We start from the raw sequence: 26230 nt of genomic DNA, 5'->3' as shown, positions 1-26230 counted from the left end.
ACAATAGATAACTTCTGCTTCTGACGCCATAGCGGATTGCTGTTTATACTCGTCATACTTCAAATTGCATGTGTGTTGGCTGCGCTCGATCACCCAAATCATTGACTCGCGTCAACTCATCGGGACTCACTCACTTGCCGCCTTCCTGCAACTCGAATTATTTAGAGTACATGCTAAATCTCTTGATAACATCATTAGGACCTACCGCCCATGTTGGACAGTGCCTTTATCAGTTACGTTACCGTTATGTCGATCACTCCAGGCCCAAATAACCTGTTATTAGCCGCATCTGGTGTCAATTTTGGCTTACGTCGCACCTTCCCAATGATGTTGGGGATTACCTTTGGTTGCGCGTTGCAATGCGCATTAATGACCACATTGTTGGCATTAATTCTCAGTTGGCTAGGGGTAATTCGCTTACCACTGGTGACGCTGGGATGTGCATATTTATTCTGGTTATCGTGGAAGATTTTTAATTCCGGTAGCCCGAAGTCAAGAGATGACCAGCAGCCAATGGGGTTTATCCAGGGGGCTTTATTTCAGGCCATTAATCCAAAGGCTTGGCTGATGGCTATGAATGTCGCCATCTTATTTACACCACGTGAAGGTGCTACGCTGAGCCATACCCTGCTGATTGTTAGTGGTTTTGCTCTGTTAAATCTGCCTTGTGTGGCCGTTTGGGCGGTGATGGGGGATCAGTTACGCCATGCGTTACGGGTTAACTGGAAACTACGATTATTCAATGGAGTGATGGGGGGCTTGATGGCAATAACAGCATTGTGGCTGTTAGTTGACGAATGGCTCAGTGTGTTGCAGTAACTCAGGCATGGCCGAGTGGTGACAGCTTGGAAACCTGTTTTAAGCTGATGCGGGAGAGCAATTCTGTAATCGAGAGCACCATGGTGGAACGCACCATTTGCTGATAACGCTGGCGTTGCATGGCAATCAGCGACGCGTCTGCTTCATCCGGGCGCAGGAAAGTGGGCACTGGCGGCAATTCAGCCACACAATGTAATTCACCAAATGGCCCGAGGATTTCGTCATCAGTAAAGCGATACTCGGTGCCATCATGGTTTAACTCCTCACGAAGCGCCATCAATAGCTCAGCATCTTCGTATTCATGACGGGTGATCACACCCAAGGCATAAACCAACTTTAGTCGCACGGATAGCTCACCAAGCGGCCCATCGCCAACCAGCAATGGTTCCACAGCATATTTCACCGCATAGTCATCTTTACGAAAAACCTGCACCACGAGAATATTCAGCGCTTCTGCCAATAATTCGACAGCAGCCATCAGGAAACTCCGAACGGTCTTGCCTGCGTTCAGATGCTCAAGTACCCGATTCTCAAATGCCTGTGTTTTTTCAATCATCGCTTGTCACTGAGGTGGTTTCAGAATATCGGGCTACGAAAAGATAAATACCGCGCAATCTGACACGGTATTTATCCCCGTCATACTTCAAGCCGCATGTGCGTTGGCTGCCCTCGCTCACCCCAGTCACTTACTTGAGTAAGCTCCTGGGGATTTACTCAGTTGCCGCCTTCCCGCAACTCGAATTATTTAGGGTACATCACCTAACGCAAACTCATTTTGTTCATAACAAAATCAGTGCGCCAGCTTGTCCTGCATGGCGTTATACACACTCACCGCCTGTTCGACAACCTCGCCATCAGCGGGTAAGCCTGAAATTTGCGCCAAAGCAGCTTTCGGCCCCAATTTCGCCAGTAATTCAACCAACTCCTGAGCTTGTGGGTCTTGCTCACTGCGATAATTCATGGCCGCCGCAATACCGGTTACCAGATTGGTGTGTGGCAGTTGATACTCAAGTGTACCCAATAGCGGTTTGATCAATCGATCACCGGCACTCAGTTTACGCAGTGGCTGACGGCCAACACGTTCAACATCGTCATGCAGGTAAGGGTTCTCAAAACGGGAGATGATTTTATTGATATAAGCGGCATGTTTTTGTGGATCAAAAGCATAGCGTTTAATCAGCACCGCACCGCTCTCTTCCATCGCGCCTTTCACTGTCTGGCGTACTGCCGGGTCCAAGATAGCATCACGAATGGTTTGATGGCCTGCCAGTTGCCCCAGATAGGCTGTTATTGCATGTCCGGTGTTCAGGGTGAAGAGTTTACGCTCCACAAACGCCATCAGGTTGTCGGTCAACTCCATACCTGCGATTTCCGGTGGCTGCCCTTTGAACTGGGTACCATCAACAATCCACTCACTGAAGGTCTCTACCGTCACTGCCAGAATATCTGTACTGCCCGCTTCTGATGGCGGCACAATACGGTCTACCGCAGAATCGACGAAACCGACATGTTGCTCAACCCACGCTTGTTCACTTTCCGGTAACGCAGCGAAGACATGCTGTTTTAACTGGCTGGTACCGCGCACCATATTCTCACAGGCGATAATATTCAGCGGGCGAGTATTATCTTGTTGATGACGAGCGACTAAGCCTTGTGCCACGGTGCCGGCAATACGTGCCAGAATCTGCGGTCCAACAGCGGTGGTGACAATATCGGCATCAGCAATCAGCGCCACCACGTCTGGGCTACTGCTGTTTACTGCACTCACGTTTTTGACTTCTTCAACCCGCGCCTGCTCACCGACCACATTGACCTGATAACTTTTACGTTTATTCAGTTCGTCCAGCAGCGGTTGGTTAACATCTGCGAAGGTCAGTTGCGCACCGGCATCAGCAAGAAGTTTACCAATGAAGCCCCGGCCAATGTTACCTGCGCCAAAATGTAATGCTTTCATATTCGTTACCTTTTGCTGTAAAAGGGCCGTTTTCTCCCAACGGCCCTATTCAGTTATTGCTGGGTTACTTTTTGCCACCCAATAAGTCCAATACTTCCTGCACGCTGGTAGTTTTACTTAAGCGCTCAATCACCGACTCATCATCCAGCGCATTCGTCAGGCTGGTAATAACATGAATGTGCTCATTATTACGGGCCGCGATACCAATCACCAAACGCGCCACTTCATCTTCTTCGTCACCAAAGCGCACGCCGTCAGGGTATTGGCAGAATACTACACCGGTTTTCAACACACGGTCTTTCGCTTCAATGGTACCGTGTGGTACCGCGATAGATTCGCCCAGATAGGTGGAGGTCAGTTTTTCACGTTCCAACATCGCTTCAACATATTCCGGCTCAACATAACCCCCCTTCACCAACTGCTCACCAGCGAAGCGAATAGCTTGCTCTTTGGTGGCTGCGTGTTGATTGAGGAAGATATTCTCCGCGCCCAGCTTGAATAAGTTGGCTTCAGAGGCTTCAAAGCTATCGTCCAGCGTTTCAATCACTTTCTGAGTGCTTGCTGTCGTGTTAGCCGCCTCCACCAAACGTGCTGTCAGGTTGGTGTACAACTGGCTATCAAGGAAGTTGGTCAGCGAGATATGTTGTGCCTGTGGCGCATGGCGCATGGCTCGCTCAGTCAAATCACGGTGGGTGATAACCAAGTCCACATCTTCTGGTAAGTTGTTGATAGCACAGTTAGTCACCGAGATATGTCTCAAGCCCGCATCTTGTACTTTCTTACGCAGCACACCGGCCCCCATCGCACTAGAACCCATACCAGCATCACAAGCTACGATGATTTTACGTACTGTGGTCAGGTCGCCTGCGGCAGCGGCAGCATTTGCCGCTTGTGCGCCTTTAGATTGCGCTTTCATATCTTGTATACGGCGAGTTGCATCTTCCAGACTGTCTTCCTCGTCGTCTTTGACTTTAGAGGTTTTCAGCAAGATAGCGGATACCACGAAGGAGACGGCAAACGCAGCAGCAACTGCAGCAATGTTGGCAAAATAAGCACCTTTAGGTGTCATCGCCAATACTGCCAGGATAGAACCAGGAGACGCAGGTGATACCAGGCCGCCGTTCAGCACAGTCAGAGTGAACACACCAGTCATACCGCCCAGAATAACCGCCAGCAATAAGCGCGGGTTCATCAGCACGTATGGGAAATAGATTTCGTGGATACCACCGAAGAAGTGGATGATAGCCGCGCCGCCAGCAGATTGCTTAGCGTTACCTCTACCGAAGAACATGTAAGCCATCAACACACCCATACCTGGGCCTGGGTTCGCTTCAATCAAGAAGAAGATAGACTTACCGGTTTCAGTCGCCTGCTGGATACCCAGAGGTGAGAAGATACCGTGGTTAATCGCGTTATTCAGGAACAGGATTTTGGCTGGTTCGACGAAGATAGACGTTAATGGCAGCAGGTTAAGCTGCACCATGATATGCACGCCTTTAGCCAACACGTGGGACAACACTTCTACCAGTGGACCAATCGCCATAAAGGCGAGAATCGCCAACAACATCCCGATGATACCGGCTGAGAAGTTGTTAACCAGCATCTCAAAGCCGCTTTTGATTTTACCTTCAACCCAACGGTCAAAGTGTTTGATTGCCCAGCCACCCAGCGGACCCACAATCATCGCACCGAGGAACATTGGCATATCCGCACCAACGATAACCCCCATGGTGGTGATAGCACCCACCACACCACCGCGATCACCACCCACCAAACGGCCACCGGTAAAACCGATCAGCAGTGGTAACAGGTAGGTGATCATTGGGCCAACCAGTTTGGCTAGCGTTTCATTTGGCAGCCAGCCGGTTGGAATAAACAGTGCGGTGATAATACCCCAGGCAATAAATGCCCCGATATTGGGCATAACCATGTTACTGAGGAATCGGCCAAAATTTTGAATTCTGACCTTTGCGTCTGGTGAAAACATAAAACACCCCTATTGGTACGCGCTAACAATAAGAGCGCGATATAATTGTTTTGTTGAGGCAGTTCTGCAAAACCCGCCGGTGTTATCGAATACAAACACGCTGTATGCAAAACAAACTCTAGCATGCTCCTTTATTCACGCGTAGCTCACTGCATTTATGTGACGGAAGTCACATCAACCCCCCTATTACAGGGGTGCATTTGTTGACGCAGATCACACTAAATGACTGTAAGAAAACCACGACGACGAATTTTTAAGCTACAAAGCCTGATTATAGTGATATAAATCACATTTTGTGTGGGTTAGTTTGTTTTGAAAATGTGATGTTAATCACAAGTTATTTTTGCTCGTAGAGAGGAGATGAGACATTCACCCTGCTAATAACCTCTCAGACTCAACTCTTGGTAGAAATGTGTAATAAAATAACGGGGGGAAGGGGGCATACTATTGGAGCGGGTTTTGGTTGATATGAGTTCATCATTGCTCACGATCGGAGCGGGTTTTGGTTGAGATGGGTTCATCATTGCTCACGATTGGAGCGGGTTTCGGTTGATATGAGTTTATCATTGCTCACGATCGGAGCGGGTTTCGGTTGATATGAGTTCATCATTGCTCACGGTCGGAGCGGGTTTTGGTTGATGAGTTCATCATTGCTCACGGTCGGAGCGGGTTTTGGTTGAGATGGGTTCATCATTGCTCACGATCGGAGCGGGTTTCGGTTGAGATGGGTTCATCATTGCTCACGATCGGAGCGGGTTTCGGTTGAGATGGGTTCATCATTGCTCACGATCGGAGCGGGTTTCGGTTGAGATGGGTTCATCATTGCTCACGATCGGAGCGGGTTTCGGTTGAGATGGGTTCATCATTGCTCACGATCGGAGCGGGTTTCGGTTGAGATGGGTTCATCATTGCTCACGATCGGAGCGGGTTTCGGTTGATATTCGATTTGTTTTCATTGCTGGCTTTGCCGCCTCAACCGAGCAGGAGGGCAAGCCGGCCCTCCTGCACCTGCGGCTTGCGCGAAATATTGCCCTACGGGTAAACCGTCTACGTCTTTCGGGCTGACGAGCCAGCGCGATTCGCTCCTGCTCAAGCGCGCTTTTCGCGGCCGTCCATGGCCGCTCACTCGGCCCTCCATCCTTGTCGGCAATATTTCTGATTGCGCTCAAGGTCAAAAGAGAAAATCAAAACCATAGTCTTTAGGTTTTGAAGTTTAAAAGCACATTTGAGCCGCCGAGTGAAGAATGTAGCAAGGGAAATCCGGCATGGACGCCGGATTTAGGCGTCACGCGGAAGGACCCGCGTAAAGCCGTCCCGCCAGCGTAATGATGAATCGAGGGCACCCACGCAGTGGGCAGGCGATTCGTGCGTAAGCGCGGGGGTTCCAAGGGGGTCACGCGCTTGTGACCCCCTTGGCGGTTGAGGCTACGGAGATAAGTTAATCACTGAACTCATGTCAACCGAACCGATCACCAAATCAAATCAAATCAAATCAAATCAAATCAACCTAAATCAACCAAAACCATCACTGCATGACACTCGCAACACTCTTCTGTGCCGTCATCATCGCCGGATACTTGGCGACTAAATTAGCCATCATCGTGTTATATAGCGCTGCTTGCTGTGGGGTCTGGAATTGAACGCCGCCATTATTGAAAGTGACCTGCGTTCCCTGTTGCTGCAAGAAATCACCAACTTGTGCCAGATCCTGCACAAAAGCAGAAATCACCGGCACTGCTGGGATCAACACATTGGCTGGCTGAGTCACAATATTATCGAAAGCTTTATTAAATACCACTTTCAAATCATCAGGCTGTTTCAATGCAGCAACCGCACTATCGGCTTGTGTTTTTGCCGTACGAATCTGTTGCACTAACAAGTTCAATGCACCTGCGGACTGCTGTAATGCATCACGCTTGGCGAGATAATCCTGCGCCACGCGGATCTCATTGATTTGAGCAATCGCCGGGCTCAAGCTGGCATCAACAGATTTGGTAAGCTGCTGTGAAAAAGTGACTAAAATCGCATAATCACTGACATAAGGGCCAAATTTCTGCTTTTGATCTTCGCTCAGTGTTGGCAGTTTCATCCCACTACGCATCACTGTATTTTGCAGATAATCAATAAAAGCCTTACGTTGTTCTGGCTCTTTATCCCCGCAGGCGGTCAATTGGAACACCACCAGTAACGCCAGTAATGGCGCTAACCAACGTGAATATCGGGCTGTATTCAGTGCAAAAGTCATGTGAAACTGCTCCTGTAGTAAGTACTTATTTTCACAAATTCTATTCTTATCACCCAACTCCAGTATTAAGAATAGCTAAGGGGAGCGATATACCCTTCTTACTTGAGGTTGCAGGGGTGTTCGCTGCTCTCACTTACCCGAATCACTTACTTGAATAAGCTCATCGGGATTCGCTCGTTTGCAGCCTACCTGCAACACCAAATTCTTTGGGTAACTACGCTCCCCTGTGACCAGCCAAGTACAGAATTACTGTAATAACGAAATATCAGCAACCTGCAAGAATAGCTCGCGTAATTTACTCAGCAATGTCAGACGGTTGATCCGCACTGCGTCGTCCTCTGCCATAACCATAACACTGTCGAAAAACTCATCGACCGTTTCCCGCAGAGCCGCCAGTTCCACCAGCGCTTCCTGATAGTGACCCGCAGCAAAGACAGGCTCCAGCTTGTCACGCAACACCACTAAATGTGTGGCCAGTTTCAGCTCTGCCGGCTCTTTTAACACCGAGGCATGCACATGGTCATTCAGGGTATCAGTGGATTTCGCCAGAATATTCGATACACGCTTGTTAGCAGCAGCCAATGTCGCTGCGGCATCCAGGGTACGGAAATAGGTCACGGCCTTCACCCGTGCATCAAAATCAGCCGGTTTGGTTGGACGACGAGCCAGTACCGCCTGAATAGTGTCAACGCTGTGACCTTCATCCTGATACCAGGCACGGAAACGGCCCAGCATGAACTCAATCACTTCATCGACCACGTTGCCATTGGTCAGCTTGCTGCCATACAGGCGCACCGCCTCTTCAGTCAGCGTTTGCAGATCAAGTGGCAAGTTCTTCTCGACGATAATGCGCAGTACTCCCAACGCCGCACGGCGTAGCGCAAACGGGTCTTTATCACCTTTCGGATGTTGACCAATGCCGAAAATACCGGCCAATGTGTCCATCTTATCGGCAATCGCTAATGCACAAGCAACTGGGTTCGATGGCAAATCATCACCGGCAAACCGTGGCTGGTATTGCTCATTCAGCGCTACAGCAACATCTTCAGCTTCACCATCGTGACGGGCATAGTGCATCCCCATCACACCTTGAGTATCGGTGAATTCAAACACCATGTTGGTCATCAGGTCACATTTGGACAGCAGACCTGCACGGGTAGCATGGTTAACGTCCGCGCCAATCTGTGCGGCAACCCAGCCCGCCAATGCTTGAATACGGTCGGTCTTGTCACGCAACGTCCCCAATTGCTGTTGGAACAGCACGGTTTCCAGACGCGGCAAATTATCTTCCAGACGTTTTTTACGGTCAGTCTTAAAGAAAAACTCCGCATCAGCCAAGCGCGGACGAACCACTTTCTCGTTACCGGAAATAATCTGTTGAGGATCTTTAGATTCGATATTGGCAACAAAAATGAAGTTTGGCAGTAGGCTACCGGCAGCATCGTAAACCGGGAAGTACTTCTGGTCACCTTTCATGGTGTAGACCAGTGCTTCCGCAGGTACTGCCAGGAATTTCTCTTCAAACTTGGCGGTTAGCACCACCGGCCATTCAACCAGTGACGTCACTTCTTCCAGCAGGCTTTCACTCAGATCAGCAATACCGCCAATCTTCTGCGCTGCCAGTTCTGCATCACGCTTGATTATAGCTTTACGTGATTCATAATCAGCGATGACTTTACCGCGCTCCAGCAAAATCTGCGGGTATTGGTCAGCGTTATCAATAGTGAATTCAGCCTCACCCATAAAGCGGTGACCACGAATAATGCGGTCTGAATCAATACCTAACACAGTGCCTGGAATCAATTCGCTGCCTAACAGCAGGGTTACAGTATGAACCGGACGAACGAATTGGGTTTCTTTATCACCCCAGCGCATCAGTTTTGGAATAGGCAGCTTGCTCAGCGCGCTATTCACCATATCTGCCAGCAGTAATTGTGCTGATTGGCCTTTGACATGGGCGCGATACAGCAGCCATTCGCCTTTGTCAGTAACCAGACGTTCAGCCTGATCGACAGTAATACCACAACCCCGTGCCCAGCCTTCGGCGGCTTTGCTCGGTTTACCTTCAGCATCAAAAGCTTGCGCAATGGCAGGGCCGCGTTTTTCAACTTCACGATCCGCCTGAGCCGCGCTTAAATCGGTCACTTTTACCGCCAGACGGCGCGGCGCAGCATACCAAACCACCTCACCATGAGGCAGGTTGGCGTTATCCAGTTCAGCAGTAAAGTTGGCAGCAAAAGATTCGGCCAGAGAACGAAGAGCCTTCGGCGGCAGCTCTTCCGTGCCGATTTCCACCAGGAAAGTCTGTTGAGTCATGACAGCCTCTTAGTTCTGATTCTTTTTGCACATAGGGAAGCCCAACGCCTCGCGGGAAGCATAATAAGCCTCGGCGACAGCTTTGGTCAGCGTACGAATGCGCAGAATATAGCGTTGGCGCTCGGTCACCGAGATGGCTTTACGGGCGTCCAGCAAGTTAAACGTATGGCCAGCTTTCAGAATGCGCTCATAAGCGGGCAGCGGCAGCGGGTTCTCCAATGCCAGCAGCGACTGAGCTTCTTTCTCATACTGCTCAAAGCAGGAGAACAGGAAATCCACATCGGCGTATTCGAAGTTATAGGTGGATTGCTCCACTTCATTCTGATGATAAATATCGCCATAAGTGGTTTTGCCCAGCGGGCCGTCGCACCAAATCAGGTCATAAACGCTGTCTACGCCCTGAATGTACATCGCTAAACGTTCCAGACCATAGGTTATCTCGCCAGTGACCGGTTTACATTCCAAACCGCCCACTTGCTGGAAGTAAGTGAACTGCGTCACTTCCATTCCGTTCAACCACACTTCCCAGCCCAGACCCCAGGCACCCAAGGTCGGGTTCTCCCAGTTGTCTTCAACAAAGCGGATATCGTGGATAGTCGGGTCCAGACCCAGTTCTCTCAGCGAGCCTAAATACAGCTCCTGGATGTTGTCTGGTGAAGGCTTAATGATCACCTGGAACTGATAATAGTGTTGCAGGCGATTTGGGTTCTCACCGTAGCGACCATCGGTCGGGCGGCGTGAAGGTTGTACATAAGCGGCAGCGATTGGCTCTGGGCCAAGTGCACGCAGGCAGGTCATTGGGTGGGAGGTACCCGCGCCGACTTCCATGTCCAGTGGTTGAACAATGGTGCAGCCTTGGCGCGCCCAATAGTCCTGTAACGTCAGGATCAGGCCCTGAAAGGTCTTGGTATCAAACTTTTGCATGTTGGATTCGCACGCGATACAAGTGGATTAAAATGGAATGGGTCAGTATACCCGTTGACCGTAAGATATACAGCCAGAATCCGGCAAGATGCAACAATCAAGATGGATTTGTCGATAAAATGAGCCTTTCACTGTATTCCAACTGATTATTCTGCTTTGCGCCAACAAAGGTAAAGAGTCCGTCGATAGGTTGCTAATCAGCTAATGAACAGCGATCATCCTCTGCTAAGTCAGATAATAAAAAGGAAGACGAGTTATGAGTCTACAACGCTGCGGTTGGGTCACCTCTGATCCTCTCTATCTCGCTTATCACGACACTGAATGGGGTATCCCACGTACCGACAGTCAGGCGCTGTTCGAAATGCTCTGCCTCGAAGGGCAACAAGCCGGACTTTCATGGATAACCGTGCTGAAAAAACGTGAACACTATCGCAAGTGCTTCCATAATTTTGATCCGGTGCGTGTGGCGAAAATGGGGCCGGACGATGTAGAAAAACTGGTGCTGGACAGCGGTATTATCCGTCATCGCGGTAAGATTCAGGCCATTATCACCAATGCACAGGCTTATCTGGCCATGGAGGCCGACGGTGAGGATTTTTCGCACTTTATCTGGAGTTTTGTTGGTGGCGAGCCAAAAATTAACCATTGGTGGTGTCTGGCGGAGTCACCCGCAACCACACCCGTATCAGATGCAATGTCAAAAGCATTGAAAAAAAAAGGTTTTAAATTTATCGGCTCCACCATTTGCTATGCCTTTATGCAGGCCAGTGGCCTGGTGAACGATCATCTGGCGAGTTGTTTTTGCCATCCGGATAACGCGGTAAAATGATAAGAACTTACCAACCGGACGATATCGATGCCGTGATGCAATTGTGGCTAACCAGCACGATTGCGGCGCATCCTTTTATTACCGAACAATATTGGCATGAGAGCGCCCCGTTGGTACGAAACACTTACCTGCCAGCAGCCCGCACTTGGGTCTATTTACACTCAAAAACCATCCATGATGAGAATCCGATTGCAGGATTTATCAGTATTCTGGAAGAACAACTGGTGGGGGCATTGTTTGTCGCCCAACCTTTTCACGGGCAGGGTATCGGTAAGGTATTGATGGAATATGTTCAGCGGCATTACCGCGCCCTGACGTTGGAGGTCTATCAGCAAAACCAGCGCGCCTACCACTTCTACCGTAAACAGGGTTTTACCCAGATAGGAAAAGCGTATAACGCCGAGACCAAAAACACTATTTTAACTCTGCACTGGCAACACCTATTTAATTAGCTCCTTATTTTACCCCCAGCATCTGACAAATTTTAATAACCGGTTCAACCCCATAACTGTATTACTCTATTCCTGAGCCTATTTTCCTGTGGGAATTACGTGAGGGGTTTAATATGATAGGTACATTGCTAAGCATCCAATTACCCTTAATTTTGTTAATAACATTATCTCCATTAGCCATTGCCGATAATATTAAAATCAGAGAAGTTTGTTTATATTCTGAAGATAAATATCAAGTTGAAGCAACGAATGATAATGAATATAGCGGATGTTATAGAAAAAAACGGGATGTCGCCGGAACGCTAGGCTGCACCTTTATCCCCGCATTGGCGATTTATAATTATGTTACCCATAGCCATTGTGATCAGGCAGATAAATTATGGCGTCAGATATCACATTGGTTTTCCGATGATAATCAAGACAAGGTAGTCTTGATTGCCAGTAATTCCCCTTTGCTTGAGCCACACCCTGCTCTTCCCCAAAATAACGATGACCAAGCCAATTCTCTTATATTGACCTTAACCAAAATTGATACTCAATTACATAATCAGGCACTGACATTACCGGCCACTGCTCGATTTTGTAAAACCTCAATAGATAATATCCTCGCGGCTCGCTATCCCCGTAGCCCGGATGAAAACTGCCCTCAGTGGGTATCTCGTATATTAGCTGATTTCACCCTGTTATTCGGTGATACTGTGCGGGACTGGACACCCCAGCAACTGCAGAATGTCGTCACACGGATTGATAGACAACAGTCTACTGGCTATGCAGGTAACGATGAGACGACTGAGGATCATCTGGTCACTGGCGTCAGTGCCATTATCCAACAATTGGGATTGGCTGAAACCCTCCAGCAAATCACCCGTGCATTTCGCTATGCCCAATTAAATTATGCTAATTATATTGGACAGAACCCCAGCGCCACGGAATCACCTGGCGCCACACAAAGTCTTCCATTAGGGGAATATTCACTTTCGCTAGCGTCTTATCGCTATCCCGCCGAGCCGCACGTAGTCCGTATTCGCCACAATAATGAATGGGTGACCAGACCCGACTTACATTTTGAAGTGGAGATCATTGATGCCAGCACAACTGACCGGTCGGGTATTATTCTCGCGCACACCGTGATGGACCAATGGTTTACTACTTACCTTTTCGCCCCATTAAAAACTGACCAGCAAGACAATCCTCTGACTGATCTTGATCGCACTACCAGCGCAGCACGCACCACCAGTACCTCACTGTTACTCGAATTGGAAAACACCACCAGTGACTATCTGTTCGTGGTGGTACGGCTTGAGGGAGAGATTGTCAGCATGTTGGGAGCCTCTAGCGGGAACGCGACAGATGAGTTCTATATCGATGTTTCGGTGAGCGCTCCCCGTAACGTTCTGACCCCCAATGCTGAAGGCAATGTGCGCGGAGCAGGCAGCGTAGCAGTACATGAATTGGCCCGTTACCTGAAAGAAAATGGGGTGAAAATATTACGGTCTAGCGTTATTTCACAGCCCTCCGCCCGCGTAAAAATGAAGCTCGGTTTTCATCATGATGAACTTTGATATTGACTCAAATATTTGATGAAAATATTTATTATTAAATAGTGCCACCATTCTTATTAAAACTCTCACCTCATAAAAAAGGAGTTAATTATGAAGTTAAATTTTATCAGTAAATATTTGATATTATTATTTTTTATAACAACCGCCACCACTGCAACTGCCAATGATATGAGAGATTACACCGCCGCCCCACCAGAGGTATGTTTATATTCAGAGGATAAATTTCAAGGAAAATCAAAATGTTTTTCCAACAAAAAGAAAGCTGATCTTTTTAACGAAGACGATACCATGATAGGAAATGACAATGCTTCATCAATTTATATTCCCGACGGGATGTTAGCGACCATATATAAAAATGACGATTATAGCCCACCTTATTTTAACTTAACTGAATCCATCGGGCAGCGCGCTTTAGCTGATTTGTATATGGATAATGAAATAACCAGCATCCGGGTCGCTAACTCTCCTATTGAAGGTTGCAGCGAACGTTGTGTTATTCTAAAACGAATGCAACTGCCTTTATCCGATATATTTTCTCATCAATGGAGTGATCCTAACCATCCCAATAAACAAGTGTTATTGAGTTTTGATATTAATGATCAGAGTGTTTTTATGACCGAATTATCTTTAGGGCCAGTAATATGGTTTTCTAACCGAGATCTATTCATCTTTAATAATCCGCAGAGTAAAGAACCGCTGATATTTCGCATCCACCCCGAGACGGACAGATTCTCCCTGTTATTTCATATCAACAGCAACAGTATTGCCATAGATTATATGGAAAGCCGGAGCACTGAACAGATAGCCTTATCCCCCACCATAACACTTGGCAATGCGCCCTTTGCTCGCCCAGTAGAAACCTCAACCATCATCGTTAATAACACCAGTAAGCAACCACTGATCATCGACCAAATAGTGATGGTTGCCAGCACTGAAGATATTCAGCCTGTGCACCACAGAAGCGAACGGGATACCGCCGGAACATTGGGTTGCACCTTTATTCCCGCGCTGGCGATTTATAATTACGTCACTCGCAGCCGCTGCACTCAGGGCGATACGCTGTGGAGTAAAGTAAAACATTGGTTTTCTGATGATAACAAAGATAAATCAGTTGTGATTACCACCAAGCCACCCTTACTGGAGCCACAGCCACAATCCCCAGAAAATAGTGGCAGCGCGATACTGAGATTAACCAAGCTCGACACCCAACTACATAATCAGGCTCTTACACTCCCCGCCGCGGCGCAATTTTGTAAAACCTCGATAGATAATATCCTCGCTGAGCGCTATCCCCGTGATATAGATGTAAGCTGCCGTCTGTGGGCATCAAGAATATTGGCCGATTTCACCGTATTATTCGGTGATTCACTGCGTGACTGGACGTTAGATGTTTTGCGCCGGGTATTAATGCAAATCCATACTCATGATACCACGGGCTTTGCAAGCAGCAACCCGGCAGCAGAAAGCAGCCTGGTGAATGAGGTTCAGTTAATTATTCAGCAACTTGGAATAGATGAAACCATTCATCAAGTATCTCAAGTATTTGAATATACAAGATTAAATTACGCACGTTATTTGCTACATAACCCTGGCGCGACTGAATCTCCCTCTGGTGCACAGCGCTTGCCATTAGGCACATATTCACTCTCTTTGGCCTCTTATCATTACCCCACCGACCTGCCTGCCGTACGAGTACTTGAGAATGATCAATGGGTCACCCAACCCAATTTATATTTTGATGTCGATATCCTTGATACCACCATCCCGACTCGGCCAGATATCGATGCCGCCTTTATGGATGATGCCTTAGTGGCAGTGGGTGCATGGTCAGACATTTATAACGAGGTACCCATCTATTACCACATAACTAGCGAACCCTGGTCGGAACATGACCGCACTATCGAAGCCGGGCGGATAAACAACTTCGCCCTGTATAGTGAATTGCTCTCTTCCGAAAATAACTATGTTTACGTTGCGGTAAGGCTACAAGGAGAGATCGTCAGCATTCTGGCAGCCCGCAGAGATGAGACTTTTGAAAATAGTCACGAGAACTACTACGTCGAATTTTTTGTGACTGATCCCAACTATGTGCTGCTGCCTGATGATGAAGGGAGCATTCGCGGGGCCGGGAGCGCCGCACTACACGGGCTGGCACGTTATCTACAACAACACGGAGTGAAAGTTTTACGTTTTCGCGCCCCGAGTCAACCCGCAGCACGAGTGAGCACAAAACTCGGCTTCCAACATGATGAATTTTGATAGTGAGGTTTCTGGTGATATTCGGCAGTCGTAAAGCGCTTTTCTGTGCTTTTTCTGCCGATAAACGCAACATTTAGACCAACGCCACAGCACTATGAGAGTTTTCTCAATGGTATTCCCTCCTTTTTTACCGGATAACGATGGCAGATAAAAACCAGCAACTGTACTTCACGTTGGTGAGTAATTTTTTAATCTGCTATTGGGCGACATTATCTATCTTTTCGCCGAAATAGAGTGCCATTCAAGGGAAATTCAATGAAAAAACACATTCTGGCCACGGTGGCCGCCGTTTCTGTGGCGCTGACACTTTCCGCTTGTACTACCAATCCTTATACTGGCGAGTCTCAAGCCGGAAAATCCGGTTACGGTGCTGGTATTGGTGCGGCATTAGGGGCCGGCATTGGTATGTTGTCATCATCGAAACATGATCGGGGCAAAGGGGCATTAATTGGCGCAGCAGCAGGTGCTGCGTTGGGTGGTGGTGCCGGTTATTACATGGATGTGCAGGAAGCCAAACTGCGTGAAAAAATGAACGGTACCGGTGTTAGTGTTACCCGTCAGGGCGACAATATCGTATTGAATATGCCAAATAATGTCACATTTGATACGGATAGCAGCAACCTGAAACCGGCCGGGGCCAACACCTTAACCGGCGTGGCGATGGTATTGAAAGAATATGATAAAACCGCCGTCAATGTGACCGGTTATACTGACAGCACCGGTACCAGAGCACATAACATGACGCTTTCACAACAACGCGCCGACAGCGTGGGTAGCGCACTCATCGTGCAGGGCGTGGCCGCTAATCGTATTCGCACCAGTGGTGCAGGCCCAGACAATCCGGTCGCAAGCAACAGCACCGCCGCCGGTAAAGCACAAAACCGCCGGGTTGAAATTACCTTAAGCCCGCTGTGATTCTTAATACTTTCTCTGCGGATAGTGCCTCAGGCTTTATCCGCATTTTCATTACAGCCGCAGCCAATCGGTCATCATAATGACTCGCGCCTGATACGATAAGTACAACGACGAGAGCCGGATAGAATATGCTCAACACGCTCAACCGCTACCCCTAACACCTGCTGAAATACCGCTAACTCCGCCCGACAAAAGCCCTGACAACTGGTCGCCGCGGCACAGATTGGGCAGTGATTTTCGATTAACAAGAGTGACCCATCAGCCTCCTGCTGCATTTGTGCCATATAACCTTCACGGCTGCGGATGGCCACCAGCCGCTCAACCCGCTCGATCACACTATTTGCCCCCACCATCGCCTGACAATATTGAGTGCGGGTTTCCTGTTCGCGGCTATCAATCAGCAACTCAAGGGCGCTGTCACCCAATTGAGAACGGATTAAACCTAATAGTTGTACCGTCAGTTCGCTGTGCGTATCAGGGAACTGCGCGTTACCCACCTCGGTTAGCTGCCATAATTGAATCGGCCGACCCACACCGCGCGTTTGCGCCTCGGAGACCACCAACCCCTCCTTAGCCAATTTGACGAATTGCTGCCGGGCCGCTTCACCTGTCGTGCCTAAAATCATCCCGGCATCACTCGCTTGCATCGGACCACGAGTTTTAAGCAGCATCAGTAGGCGTTTCGCCACCGATTGTGGCTGACTGGTGGTATGGTCGATATTCATATCTTCCCCGGTATCATTGCTAGGTTTTTTATTTTTGATCAATCAATGCCAGCATAACATTTTCCAAGCGCATGCTTGACTTATTATTAGTAACTGCCCTAAGTTATTCCAAGAATTTACTTGTTTAATTTTATCGTAACCACAAAATCAACTCAACAACCAGATTTCTGGCAGGATAGAAACGTGATAATAAATGATGCAAGCCGTTGGAGTGACTTGTTCTCCGGTAAAAATGCGGCCTTTGCCATAGCCCTGTCAGGTGGTGTGGTGTTACATGCCATCAATATCTACATCGCCACCACCATTTTACCGTCGGTGGTGCTGGATATTGACGGCCTGAGCTTGTACGCCTGGAATACCACGCTATTCGTTACCGCCTCGATCCTCGGCTCGGCCCTTTCTGCGCGCTTACTCAGTGGCTACGGGCCACGTAGCGCATACCTGTTTGCCTCGCTAATCTTTATGCTCGGCAGTGCGTTATGTGCCATGGCACCGAATATGCCACTGATGCTGCTGGGCCGCACTGTGCAAGGCTTAGGGGGTGGTTTCCTGTTTGCCCTTTCTTACGCCATGATTAATCTGGTATTTGCACAATCGTTATGGCCGCGGGCAATGGCGCTGATTTCAGGTATGTGGGGCGTTGCTACCCTGATTGGCCCTGCGATTGGCGGCATATTTGCTGAAATGAATGCCTGGCGTTTTGCATTTTGGACGCTACTCCCCATCACCCTGATTTATGCCATCTTTACCTGGCGAATCCTGCCAGCGGGCCGCTCCAGTACCACGACAGCGTCGGCATTGCCTGTCACGCAATTGGTGTTATTAACCGCGATTGTTTTGACTATTTCTGCCAGCAGTATCGCCAGCAGCGGTCTGATAAATATGGTGGGTATGGTGTTTGCCATCTTACTGTTGCTGTTGTTACTGCGCATCGAGTCACGCGCCACCTCTCGGCTACTGCCAAAAGAGGCATTGCGCCTTAACTCACCGCTGGCAGCACTCTATATCACCATCTCTCTGCTGGCGATCGGCATTACCTGTGAGATATTCGTCCCTTACTTCCTGCAAATCCTCCATGGTCAGTCACCGTTGATTTCAGGTTATATTGCAGCCACCATGGCGGCGGGCTGGACCCTTTCTGAAGTAATGAGCGCGGGTTGGAAAAAATCAGGCGTCCGCTGGGCGATTATCAGCGGTCCAATCATTGTGCTAGTGGGATTAGTGGCGCTGTCTATCTTGATGCCAGCCGGCTCACTTGGTGGCTGGCAACAGATGGTGCCGATCGCTATCGCATTAACACTGGTCGGTTTTGGCATCGGCTTTGGCTGGCCACATTTGTTGACCCGTATTCTGCAAGTGGCTGCTGAAGAAGATAAAGACATTGCCGGAGCCTCGATTACCACAGTTCAGATGTTTGCCACCGCACTCGGTGCGGCGATGGCTGGCATGGTAGCCAACCTCTCTGGCCTTAATTCCCCAGGGGGAGTCGCGGGGGCAGAAAATACCGCCCATTGGCTGTTTATTTTGTTTGCCATCGCACCCGCATTGGCGATTATTACCGCACTACGTTGCGCTGCCATCAGCTCGCATACCCTGACGGCTAAAAATACCGCCCGCAGCGAAGCACAATAATTCGACGTCACCGACCTGCTAACGCAGGTCGGTTTTCATGCGTTGTAACATGACGAAGGTGATTAGCGCTTGATCCCACAATAGTGATCACTGGTATGCTGGCTTTAAATTTCACCCACCCAAAGTAATTGAGGTTGCGGGCAGGCATCGAGTGATGCAAACCCCGATGAACTTACACAGTCAAGTGATTCGGATTAGTGAATGAAGCTAACACCCCTGCGACTTCAAGTATGAAGGGTAACGTCATTGGAGTTTGCGATGAAGCCTTCTATTGTGCTGTACAAAAGTATTCCCAGCGATCTGCATCAGCGTTTAGCCCAACATTTTACCGTAAACAGTTTTGATGGCTTAGCGCCTGATAATCAGCCAGAGCTATTGTCTGCATTGCAACAGGCACAGGGGCTTATCGGTTCCGGCGGTAAAATCGATCAGGACTTTCTACAATTAGCACCACGTTTGCGCGCTGCCTCAACCATTTCTGTCGGTTATGACAACTTTGATGTTGATGCCCTAAGCCAGCGTGGTGTGGCCTTGATGCACACACCAACGGTGCTGACAGAAACCGTCGCCGACACCATGATGGCCTTGGTGCTGTCTTGCGCGCGTCGAGTGGTTGAATTAGCTGAACGGGTGAAAGCCGGTGAATGGCAAGATAGCATTGGTGATGACTGGTATGGTGTTGATATCCATCACAAAACTATCGGCATTCTCGGTATGGGTCGCATCGGGATGGCACTGGCCCAGCGGGCACATTTCGGTTTCAGTATGCCGGTGTTGTATACCAGCCGCCGCCCACATGAAGAAGCCGAAAAACGCTTTAATGCCCGTCGCTGTTCTCTCGATACCTTATTGGCTGAAGTTGATTTTCTCTGTATTACGCTGCCGATGACCGAGCAGACCTACCATATGATTGGCCGTGACCAACTGGCTAAAATGAAATCCAGCGCAATTCTGATTAATGCGGGCCGTGGGCCGGTTGTCGATGAACCAGCGCTGATTGCCGCGCTACAAGATGGCACGATTCATGGCGCTGGGTTGGATGTGTTTGAACAAGAGCCGCTACCGATAGATTCGCCCTTACTCTCACTGCGCAATGTGGTTGCCGTGCCACATATTGGTTCCGCCACCACCGAGACCCGTTACAACATGGCTGCCTGTGCAGTGGATAACCTGATCGCCGCGCTAACCGGTACCGTGACGGAAAACTGCGTGAATCCGCAGGTTTTGCAGAAATAAAAAAATTATCCGTTAAGCTCATAGGCCTGTGATGCGCGGGCCTATGATAACCATCCTCTGAGATAACTATATTCTAAAATAACTACCATCTGACTTTTGGTGGTTCTCGATAGGTATGAAACACGCGAAGTATTTGAATCTCAGCGTTTTTAACCCGATAAGGTAGCAAGTAAGGGAAGTTATACAATACCAACTCTCGTGTTCCCATCACTCTTCCTGCTCGCCCCATCGAGGGTTGAGTGGCTAATAATGAGGTTAACTCATAGACTTCATTGGCAAAATTTTGAGCCGCGGTAGGGTTTTTCTCATATAACCACTGATACTCATGTTCTAAGTTTACAGCGGCTTTCCTTAGCCATATTACGTTCATTATTCATCCTTACCCTGAATCGCCACACCCATTCTTTTAAAACGTGTAGTCATCTCATTTTCAGAGATAAAATCTTGTTGTTCAGCCTCAATAATAGCTTGTTTTATCTCGTTAATTTGCCATGCCTCTCGCGCCAGGAAATCCTGGATTGCCTGCCCGGCCAGATAAGATTTGGTACGCCCAGTCGCTTCGGCCAATAACGACAGTTGGTGAGCGAGTTCATCAGGCATTCTTACAGATATAACACTCATTTTTCTCTCCACGCCCCATAACTTACAATGTATACATTGTAGTTTAGGCTAAAAAACGGCCAATTAAAAGTGCCCCACTCCTCCGCACGTCTCCTCCCCATAAAATCCACTCAAGGATGAGGCTATTTCCTCACCAAACGGCACACTAAACCAGCCTCAATCCGCATAAACCTCTCGCACCCAAAATAGGAAGATGTGCCATGAAACATCTCAAAATATCCTTGCTGCTACTACTCTCACCGGCAGCGATGGCTAACTGGTCACTCCAGCATTTCCCAGTGTTCACCGAGCAGGACAGTGGTATTTTTGTCAGTAACAGCACTCTGACTAAAGGGGAATATTCGCTCAAGTTTTATCAGAATAAACAGTGCTGGCAACCCACCGGGCCGGTGAAGTTGAACCAGACGTTTTCGCTGCAACCCTGTCAGAATCAAGCCGATATTCAGTGGCGATTGTTCCGTGATGGCCAGTATCAGGCGCGCATTGATATCCGCAGCGGTACGCCGACACTCACTTTAAGCCTCACAGAATCTGTGGTGGAAGTGGCAAAAGTCGTGACTCACAGTTGCCAGCGCTGGAATGGCTTGCCTGTCACTGTAGATGTGAGCAAAACCTTTGCTGAAGGCGAAACGATACGGGATTTCTATTCCGGCCAAACGGCAACAGTCTCGCTGGGGAAAATCACGCTACAACCGGCCCCAGAGAGTGGTGGTTTATTGCTATTGGAATCAGCCCAAACCCAGCAAGCCGCGCCATTTAGCTGGCAAAATGCGACTGTTTATTTTGTCCTGACGGATCGTTTTAAAAATGGCAATCCCGCCAATGACCACAGCTACGGCCGTCACGGCGATGGTATGCAGGAAATTGGTACATTCCACGGCGGCGACCTGGCAGGCTTAACCGAGAAACTTGATTATCTGCAACAGCTTGGCGTTAATGCCCTGTGGATAAGTTCGCCACTGGAGCAAATTCACGGTTGGGTCGGTGGCGGTACTAAAGGCGACTTCCCGCATTATGCCTATCATGGCTATTACGGGCTGGATTGGACCCGCCTGGATGCCAATATGGGGACCGAACAGGATTTACATAAGCTGGTTGAACAGGCCCATAAACGTGGTATTCGTGTTCTATTTGATGTGGTGATGAATCATGTGGGATACGCCACTTTAGCGGATATGCAAAGTTACCAGTTCGGTGCACTCTATTTGCCAGGCGACCAACTGGAAAAAACACTGGGTAAAAAATGGACCGACTGGACGCCCGGCAAAGGGCAAACCTGGCATAGTTTTAATGATTACATCAACTTCGGTGATAAAGCCAGTTGGGACAACTGGTGGGGCAAGCAGTGGATCCGTACCGATATTGGCGATTACGACTCACCGGGTTATGACGACCTAACCATGTCATTAGCTTTCTTGCCGGACATCAAAACAGAATCGACTCACCCCAGCGGCTTACCGGTGTTTTATCGGCATAAACCTGATACCGCAGCGCGGGAAATTGCTGGAGCCACACCGCGTGATTACCTAACTCATTGGTTAAGCCAATGGGTGCGCGATTACGGTATCGACGGTTTTCGGGTTGATACTGCCAAGCATGTGGAGAAGCCGGCATGGCAACAGCTTAAACAACAAACCACTGCCGCATTGGCTGAATGGAAAGCGGCCCATCCCTCTCAAGCACTGGATAACTTACCGTTCTGGATGGCCGGAGAAGCATGGGGCCATGGTGTGATGAAGAGCGATTACTACCAAAACGGCTTCGATGCCATGATTAACTTTGATTTTCAGGATCAAGCAAAACAAGCGCTAGCGTGCTTCTCTTCTATTGACAGCACCTATCAGCAAATGGCTGAAAAACTGCAAGCTTTTAATGTATTGAGTTACCTGTCATCACACGATACCCGATTATTCTTCAAAGATGATGCCCGGCAGTCATTGCTGAAACAACAACAGGCTGGCTCACTGCTGCTGCTGGCCCCAGGTGCAGTGCAAATCTTCTATGGCGATGAAAGTGGGCGGCAATTCGGCCCAACTGGTTCAGATCCGTTGCAGGGCACCCGATCAGATATGAACTGGAATGAACTCACCGGTGCCAAAGGTGCGCTGCTGGCACACTGGCAAAAAGTCAGTCAGTTCCGCGCTCGCCATCCGGCGATTGGTGCCGGAGTACAACAATCTCAACAAACTGATGATTATTATGCTTTTAGTCGCCAGTATCAGGGGGATAATGTGCTGGTGGTTTGGGTCGGAGACAAGAAAGAGTAAATAAGAATATTATCCCGCAAAAACACTCCCTGCCGACACTTTCCATCGGCAGGAAGAAATCTTTCCGCATTGCACCCACTTTTATCTACGCGTATGGTACTTGTTCACTTACGGATAACAATAAATTTTCATTTATGAAGTTTTCACTTTTCGGCGATAAATTTACCCGCTACGCGGGTATTACCAGACTGATGGATGACCTCAACGACGGCCTTAGAACCCCAGGTTCTATCATGCTTGGCGGGGGTAATCCGGCACATATTCCAGAGATGGATGCCTACTTCCAACAACTGTGTCAGGAGATGCTGGAGCGCGGGCAATTGACTGAAGCGCTGTGTAATTACGACGGGCCACAAGGCAAAGACTTGCTGCTGAAAGCGCTGGCAAAAATGCTGCGCGACGAGTTGGGCTGGCAAATTGAGCCACAGAATATTGCACTGACAAATGGCAGTCAGAGCGCATTTTTCTACTTATTTAATTTATTCGCTGGTCGCTATGCTGATGGCAGCCGCCGTCGGGTGCTGTTCCCGCTGGCACCGGAGTATCTAGGCTATGCCGATGCAGGTTTGGATGAAGACCTGTTCGTTTCTGCCAAGCCGAATATTGAGCTGCTGCCAGAAGGCCAATTCAAATATCACGTCGATTTCGATCACCTCAATATTACCGATGATATTGGCCTGATATGTGTATCGCGGCCGACCAATCCTACCGGTAATGTGATTACCGATGAAGAGCTGATTCGCCTTGATGCAATAGCTCAGCAACGTGATATTCCGTTATTGATTGATAACGCCTATGGTGTGCCCTTCCCCGGTATCATCTTTACTGATGCGACCCCACTGTGGAATCCGAATATCATCCTGTGCATGAGCCTGTCGAAGCTGGGTTTACCCGGTTCTCGTTGCGGCATTGTCATTGCCGATGAGAAAGTGATTTCGGCCATCACCAATATGAATGGCATTATCAGCTTATCGCCCGGCAGTATGGGGCCTGCGATCGCCGCCGAAATGATTGAGCGTGGTGATTTGTTGCGCTTATCCAATGAGGTGATCCGGCCGTTTTACTTTGAGCGGGTGCAGCAAACTATCGCTATCCTGCGCAAATACCTGCCGCCTGAACGCTGCCTGATCCACAAACCCGAAGGTGCCATTTTCCTCTGGTTATGGTTTAAAGAGTTGCCGATCAGCACCGAACTACTTTATCAGCGCCTGAAAAAACGTGGCGTGCTGATGGTACCGGGCCACTATTTCTTCCCGGGTCTGGAACATGACTGGCCGCACACCCATCAATGCATGCGGATGAACTATGTGCCCGCGCCTGAGCAGATCGAAAAGGGGGTCGCAATTCTGGCCGAAGAGATTGAGCTGGCATTTCAAGAAGCGAAGTGATTATTAAGCAGCAAATTGCGTAACTTCCTATTCCTTTGGAAAATATCACCTTAGTCTTTATACGGTGAGGATAGGCAGAAGAGTAAAGCGTCCGCGCCAGGGATGGCGCGGCTCGAGCCTCCAGGGATGGATTGACGGCGTCTTTACGATCTGCCTGTTCTCACTGTATTAACACCCTATACGCAGGATAATCGGCTATCCATTACAATGTCCAGAACAGCACGGCGAGTATCTGCGGCGACATTATTCGTAAGAACATCGCCAGTGGGTAAACCGTGGCATAAGAGAGCGCCGCCGCACCGCTGGTGGGGTGCAGGCCATTAGCAAATGCCAACGCCGGAGGATCGGTCATTGACCCGGCTAACATGCCACACAGCGTCAGATAGTTCATCTTAACTAACATGCGTGCCAGAATTCCCACTGTCAGCAACGGGATGCCGGTAATCATCGCGCCATAACCAATCCATGCCAGCCCATCACCATTAACCAGCGTATTGATAAAATCACCGCCGGACTTCAGCCCGACCACTGACAGGAACAGCACAATACCCAACTCACGCAAGGCCAGGTTGGCACTCGGTGGCATAAACCAATACAACTTGCCGATGCTACCGATACGCCCGAGAATCAACGCCACCACCAGTGGCCCACCCGCCAGCCCGAGCCGTAATGCCGCCGGGAACCCTGGAATGAATAGTGGTATCGACCCCAGCAATACCCCCAGACCAACACCGATAAATACCGGTAACATCTGCACTTGTTGCAGCTTCTGCTGCGCGTTACCCACGACCGCGGATACCGCCTCAATTGCTTCCGGGCGGCCTACCAAATTAAGAATGTCACCGAATTGCAGACTGGCACTGTTACTGGCCACCAGTTCGATACCCGCACGATTAAGGCGAGTGATGGCCACGTCATACTTCTGCTTCAGATTCAGGTCACGGATTTTCTTACCCAATACCGCTTCATTGGTTACTACCACCCGAGCGGTTTGCAACGCCGTCCCCGCAGTGGAAAGCGTAACGTCCACCTCTTCCCCCACGACCAGCCGCACTTTTTCCAGAGCTTCACGCTGGCCAACCAAATGCAAATAGTCCCCCAGTTCAATCACCGTGGCGGGCAACGGTACCATCAGCAAATCACCACGTTTCAGCCGGGAACAGACCACCTCATCACTATTGAGCAACGGCACATCCTGTACTGACAAACCATGCAGATTGGGGTTGCGCACCGCAACGTTCATGGTTTGTAGCAACTCACGATTCTGCCCGTGGCTACTATCAAACTCTTTGGCCTCACGATCGACGTTGATTTTAAAGAATAAACGAATCAGCCACATCACCAGCAAAATGCCACAAATCCCAAATGGGTATGCCATGGCATAACCCATCCCCATTTGGCTAACCAATTGAGGTGGTGACCCCAAATCAGTAAGGATCTGCTGTGCCGCCCCGAGTGCCGGTGTATTGGTCACCGCCCCCGAAAACACACCCAAAATAATCGGCAGCGGCACGGCAAACAGTTTGTGAATAATGGCAGTCACCAACCCACCGACAATCACCATCAGAATGGCAAAGCAGTTAAGTCGTAACCCCGATACTCGCAGTGAAGAGAAGAATCCCGGTCCGACTTGAATACCGATAGTGTATACAAACAGAATCAGGCCAAACTCCTGAATAAAGTGCAGCATGTCCCCATTAAGAACAACGTCATAGGTTTGTGCAAAATGGCCCACAATAATGCCGCCAAACAGCACCCCGCCAATACCTAATCCAACACCATAGACCTTCCAATTACCGATCCATAACCCCAATACAGCGACCAGCGCCAACATACTGACGGTAAGGGCGATAGCACTCATAAATCACTTCCTTGCCTAAGTTTAAAAACCGGTCGGCCATGTGAAATATCACCAATGTCAGACATAGCCTTAAATTCTTATAATTAGTAGGGATTCTGTCAGAAGGGAGAACGGTTGAATGTGTGATACACCACAAAATGCACCGGAGAGCGGGGAAACTCTCCGGTAAGAAAACGCCGCTAACAAAGCTGCGGCGTTAAGTAAGAAGGGTATCCCGGCACCTCAAGCAAAGGTGCCG

Annotated in this window: 20 protein-coding genes; 10 read left to right on the top strand and 10 right to left on the bottom strand. The window is 49.1% G+C overall.

Features of this window, described 5'->3' with window-relative positions:
- Positions 1–210 precede the first annotated feature (210 nt).
- The gene (locus tag Q2T71_RS19250) at positions 211–819 is read left to right on the top strand and encodes a LysE family translocator (protein ID WP_372560222.1); all 609 of its coding nucleotides are present in this window, start codon (positions 211–213) and stop codon (positions 817–819) included.
- 1 nt (position 820) lies between these two features.
- Here Q2T71_RS19250 and Q2T71_RS19245 read toward each other — a convergent pair whose 3' ends face one another.
- The 6 genes from Q2T71_RS19245 to glyQ form a co-directional block, all read right to left on the bottom strand.
- The gene (locus Q2T71_RS19245; protein ID WP_005186837.1) at positions 821–1375 is read right to left on the bottom strand and encodes an MltR family transcriptional regulator; all 555 of its coding nucleotides are present in this window, start codon (positions 1373–1375) and stop codon (positions 821–823) included.
- A gap of 234 nt (positions 1376–1609) precedes the next feature.
- Complete coding sequence (locus Q2T71_RS19240) at positions 1610–2773, bottom strand: mannitol-1-phosphate 5-dehydrogenase (protein WP_372560221.1); 1164 nt, start codon at positions 2771–2773, stop codon at positions 1610–1612.
- Positions 2774–2837: 64 nt separating this feature from the next.
- Complete coding sequence (locus Q2T71_RS19235) at positions 2838–4760, bottom strand: PTS mannitol transporter subunit IICBA (protein ID WP_372560220.1); 1923 nt, start codon at positions 4758–4760, stop codon at positions 2838–2840.
- 1525 nt (positions 4761–6285) lie between these two features.
- On the bottom strand, positions 6286–7005 hold the full coding sequence (locus Q2T71_RS19230) for a DUF3053 domain-containing protein (protein ID WP_083161480.1): 720 nt from the start codon (positions 7003–7005) through the stop codon (positions 6286–6288).
- 246 nt (positions 7006–7251) lie between these two features.
- Positions 7252–9321: a glycine--tRNA ligase subunit beta gene (glyS, locus tag Q2T71_RS19225; RefSeq protein ID WP_372560219.1), complete on the bottom strand. Its 2070-nt coding sequence runs from the start codon at positions 9319–9321 to the stop codon at positions 7252–7254.
- Between the two features lie 9 nt (positions 9322–9330).
- Entirely contained in the window at positions 9331–10245 is a 915-nt protein-coding gene (glyQ, locus tag Q2T71_RS19220) for a glycine--tRNA ligase subunit alpha (RefSeq protein ID WP_005186828.1), read from the bottom strand.
- Positions 10246–10501: 256 nt separating this feature from the next.
- On the opposite strand from glyQ, the gene Q2T71_RS19215 reads away from it, so the two are divergent.
- The 5 genes from Q2T71_RS19215 to Q2T71_RS19195 all read left to right on the top strand — a co-directional run bounded on the left by Q2T71_RS19215 (position 10502) and on the right by Q2T71_RS19195 (position 16262).
- Complete coding sequence (locus Q2T71_RS19215; protein WP_372560218.1) at positions 10502–11074, top strand: DNA-3-methyladenine glycosylase I; 573 nt, start codon at positions 10502–10504, stop codon at positions 11072–11074.
- Positions 11071–11526: an N-acetyltransferase gene (locus Q2T71_RS19210; protein WP_372560217.1), complete on the top strand. Its 456-nt coding sequence runs from the start codon at positions 11071–11073 to the stop codon at positions 11524–11526. Before Q2T71_RS19215 ends, Q2T71_RS19210 begins: the two co-directional genes overlap by 4 nt.
- 113 nt (positions 11527–11639) lie before the next feature.
- Entirely contained in the window at positions 11640–13088 is a 1449-nt protein-coding gene (locus Q2T71_RS19205; protein WP_372560216.1) for a GNAT family N-acetyltransferase, read from the top strand.
- 288 nt (positions 13089–13376) lie between these two features.
- Positions 13377–15347 (top strand): GNAT family N-acetyltransferase, encoded by a 1971-nt coding sequence (locus Q2T71_RS19200; RefSeq protein WP_372560215.1) that lies wholly within the window; start codon positions 13377–13379, stop codon positions 15345–15347.
- Between the two features lie 255 nt (positions 15348–15602).
- Entirely contained in the window at positions 15603–16262 is a 660-nt protein-coding gene (locus Q2T71_RS19195; protein ID WP_372560214.1) for an OmpA family lipoprotein, read from the top strand.
- 74 nt (positions 16263–16336) lie between these two features.
- On the opposite strand, the gene Q2T71_RS19190 is transcribed toward Q2T71_RS19195, so the two are convergent.
- Positions 16337–16987, bottom strand: a complete 651-nt coding sequence (locus tag Q2T71_RS19190) for a helix-turn-helix transcriptional regulator (RefSeq protein ID WP_372560213.1) — start codon at positions 16985–16987, stop codon at positions 16337–16339.
- A gap of 189 nt (positions 16988–17176) precedes the next feature.
- Here Q2T71_RS19190 and Q2T71_RS19185 point away from each other — a divergent pair, with 189 nt between their 5' ends.
- The gene (locus Q2T71_RS19185; RefSeq protein WP_372560681.1) at positions 17177–18619 is read left to right on the top strand and encodes an MFS transporter; all 1443 of its coding nucleotides are present in this window, start codon (positions 17177–17179) and stop codon (positions 18617–18619) included.
- Positions 18620–18877: 258 nt separating this feature from the next.
- Complete coding sequence (gene ghrB / locus Q2T71_RS19180; RefSeq protein ID WP_372560212.1) at positions 18878–19855, top strand: glyoxylate/hydroxypyruvate reductase GhrB; 978 nt, start codon at positions 18878–18880, stop codon at positions 19853–19855.
- A gap of 82 nt (positions 19856–19937) precedes the next feature.
- On the opposite strand, the gene Q2T71_RS19175 is transcribed toward ghrB, so the two are convergent.
- Both Q2T71_RS19175 and Q2T71_RS19170 read right to left on the bottom strand, forming a co-directional pair.
- Positions 19938–20225, bottom strand: a complete 288-nt coding sequence (locus Q2T71_RS19175; RefSeq protein WP_372560211.1) for a type II toxin-antitoxin system RelE/ParE family toxin — start codon at positions 20223–20225, stop codon at positions 19938–19940.
- Complete coding sequence (locus tag Q2T71_RS19170; protein ID WP_372560210.1) at positions 20225–20476, bottom strand: CopG family ribbon-helix-helix protein; 252 nt, start codon at positions 20474–20476, stop codon at positions 20225–20227. Before Q2T71_RS19170 ends, Q2T71_RS19175 begins: the two co-directional genes overlap by 1 nt.
- A gap of 200 nt (positions 20477–20676) precedes the next feature.
- Between Q2T71_RS19170 and Q2T71_RS19165 the strand changes: the two genes are divergently transcribed.
- Entirely contained in the window at positions 20677–22743 is a 2067-nt protein-coding gene (locus Q2T71_RS19165) for an alpha-amylase (protein ID WP_372560209.1), read from the top strand.
- 134 nt (positions 22744–22877) lie between these two features.
- The gene (locus Q2T71_RS19160; RefSeq protein ID WP_372560208.1) at positions 22878–24131 is read left to right on the top strand and encodes a valine--pyruvate transaminase; all 1254 of its coding nucleotides are present in this window, start codon (positions 22878–22880) and stop codon (positions 24129–24131) included.
- A 202-nt stretch (positions 24132–24333) separates the two neighbouring features.
- On the opposite strand, the gene Q2T71_RS19155 is transcribed toward Q2T71_RS19160, so the two are convergent.
- Positions 24334–25992, bottom strand: a complete 1659-nt coding sequence (locus Q2T71_RS19155; RefSeq protein WP_372560207.1) for a putative transporter — start codon at positions 25990–25992, stop codon at positions 24334–24336.
- Positions 25993–26230 lie beyond the last annotated feature (238 nt).

The sequence above is a fragment of the Yersinia sp. 1652 StPb PI genome (genome assembly GCF_041538345.1).
GTDB lineage: Bacteria > Pseudomonadota > Gammaproteobacteria > Enterobacterales > Enterobacteriaceae > Yersinia > Yersinia enterocolitica_E.
The sequence above is the reverse complement of the archived record's forward strand: the minus strand, read 5'-3'. Positions and strand labels throughout refer to the sequence as shown.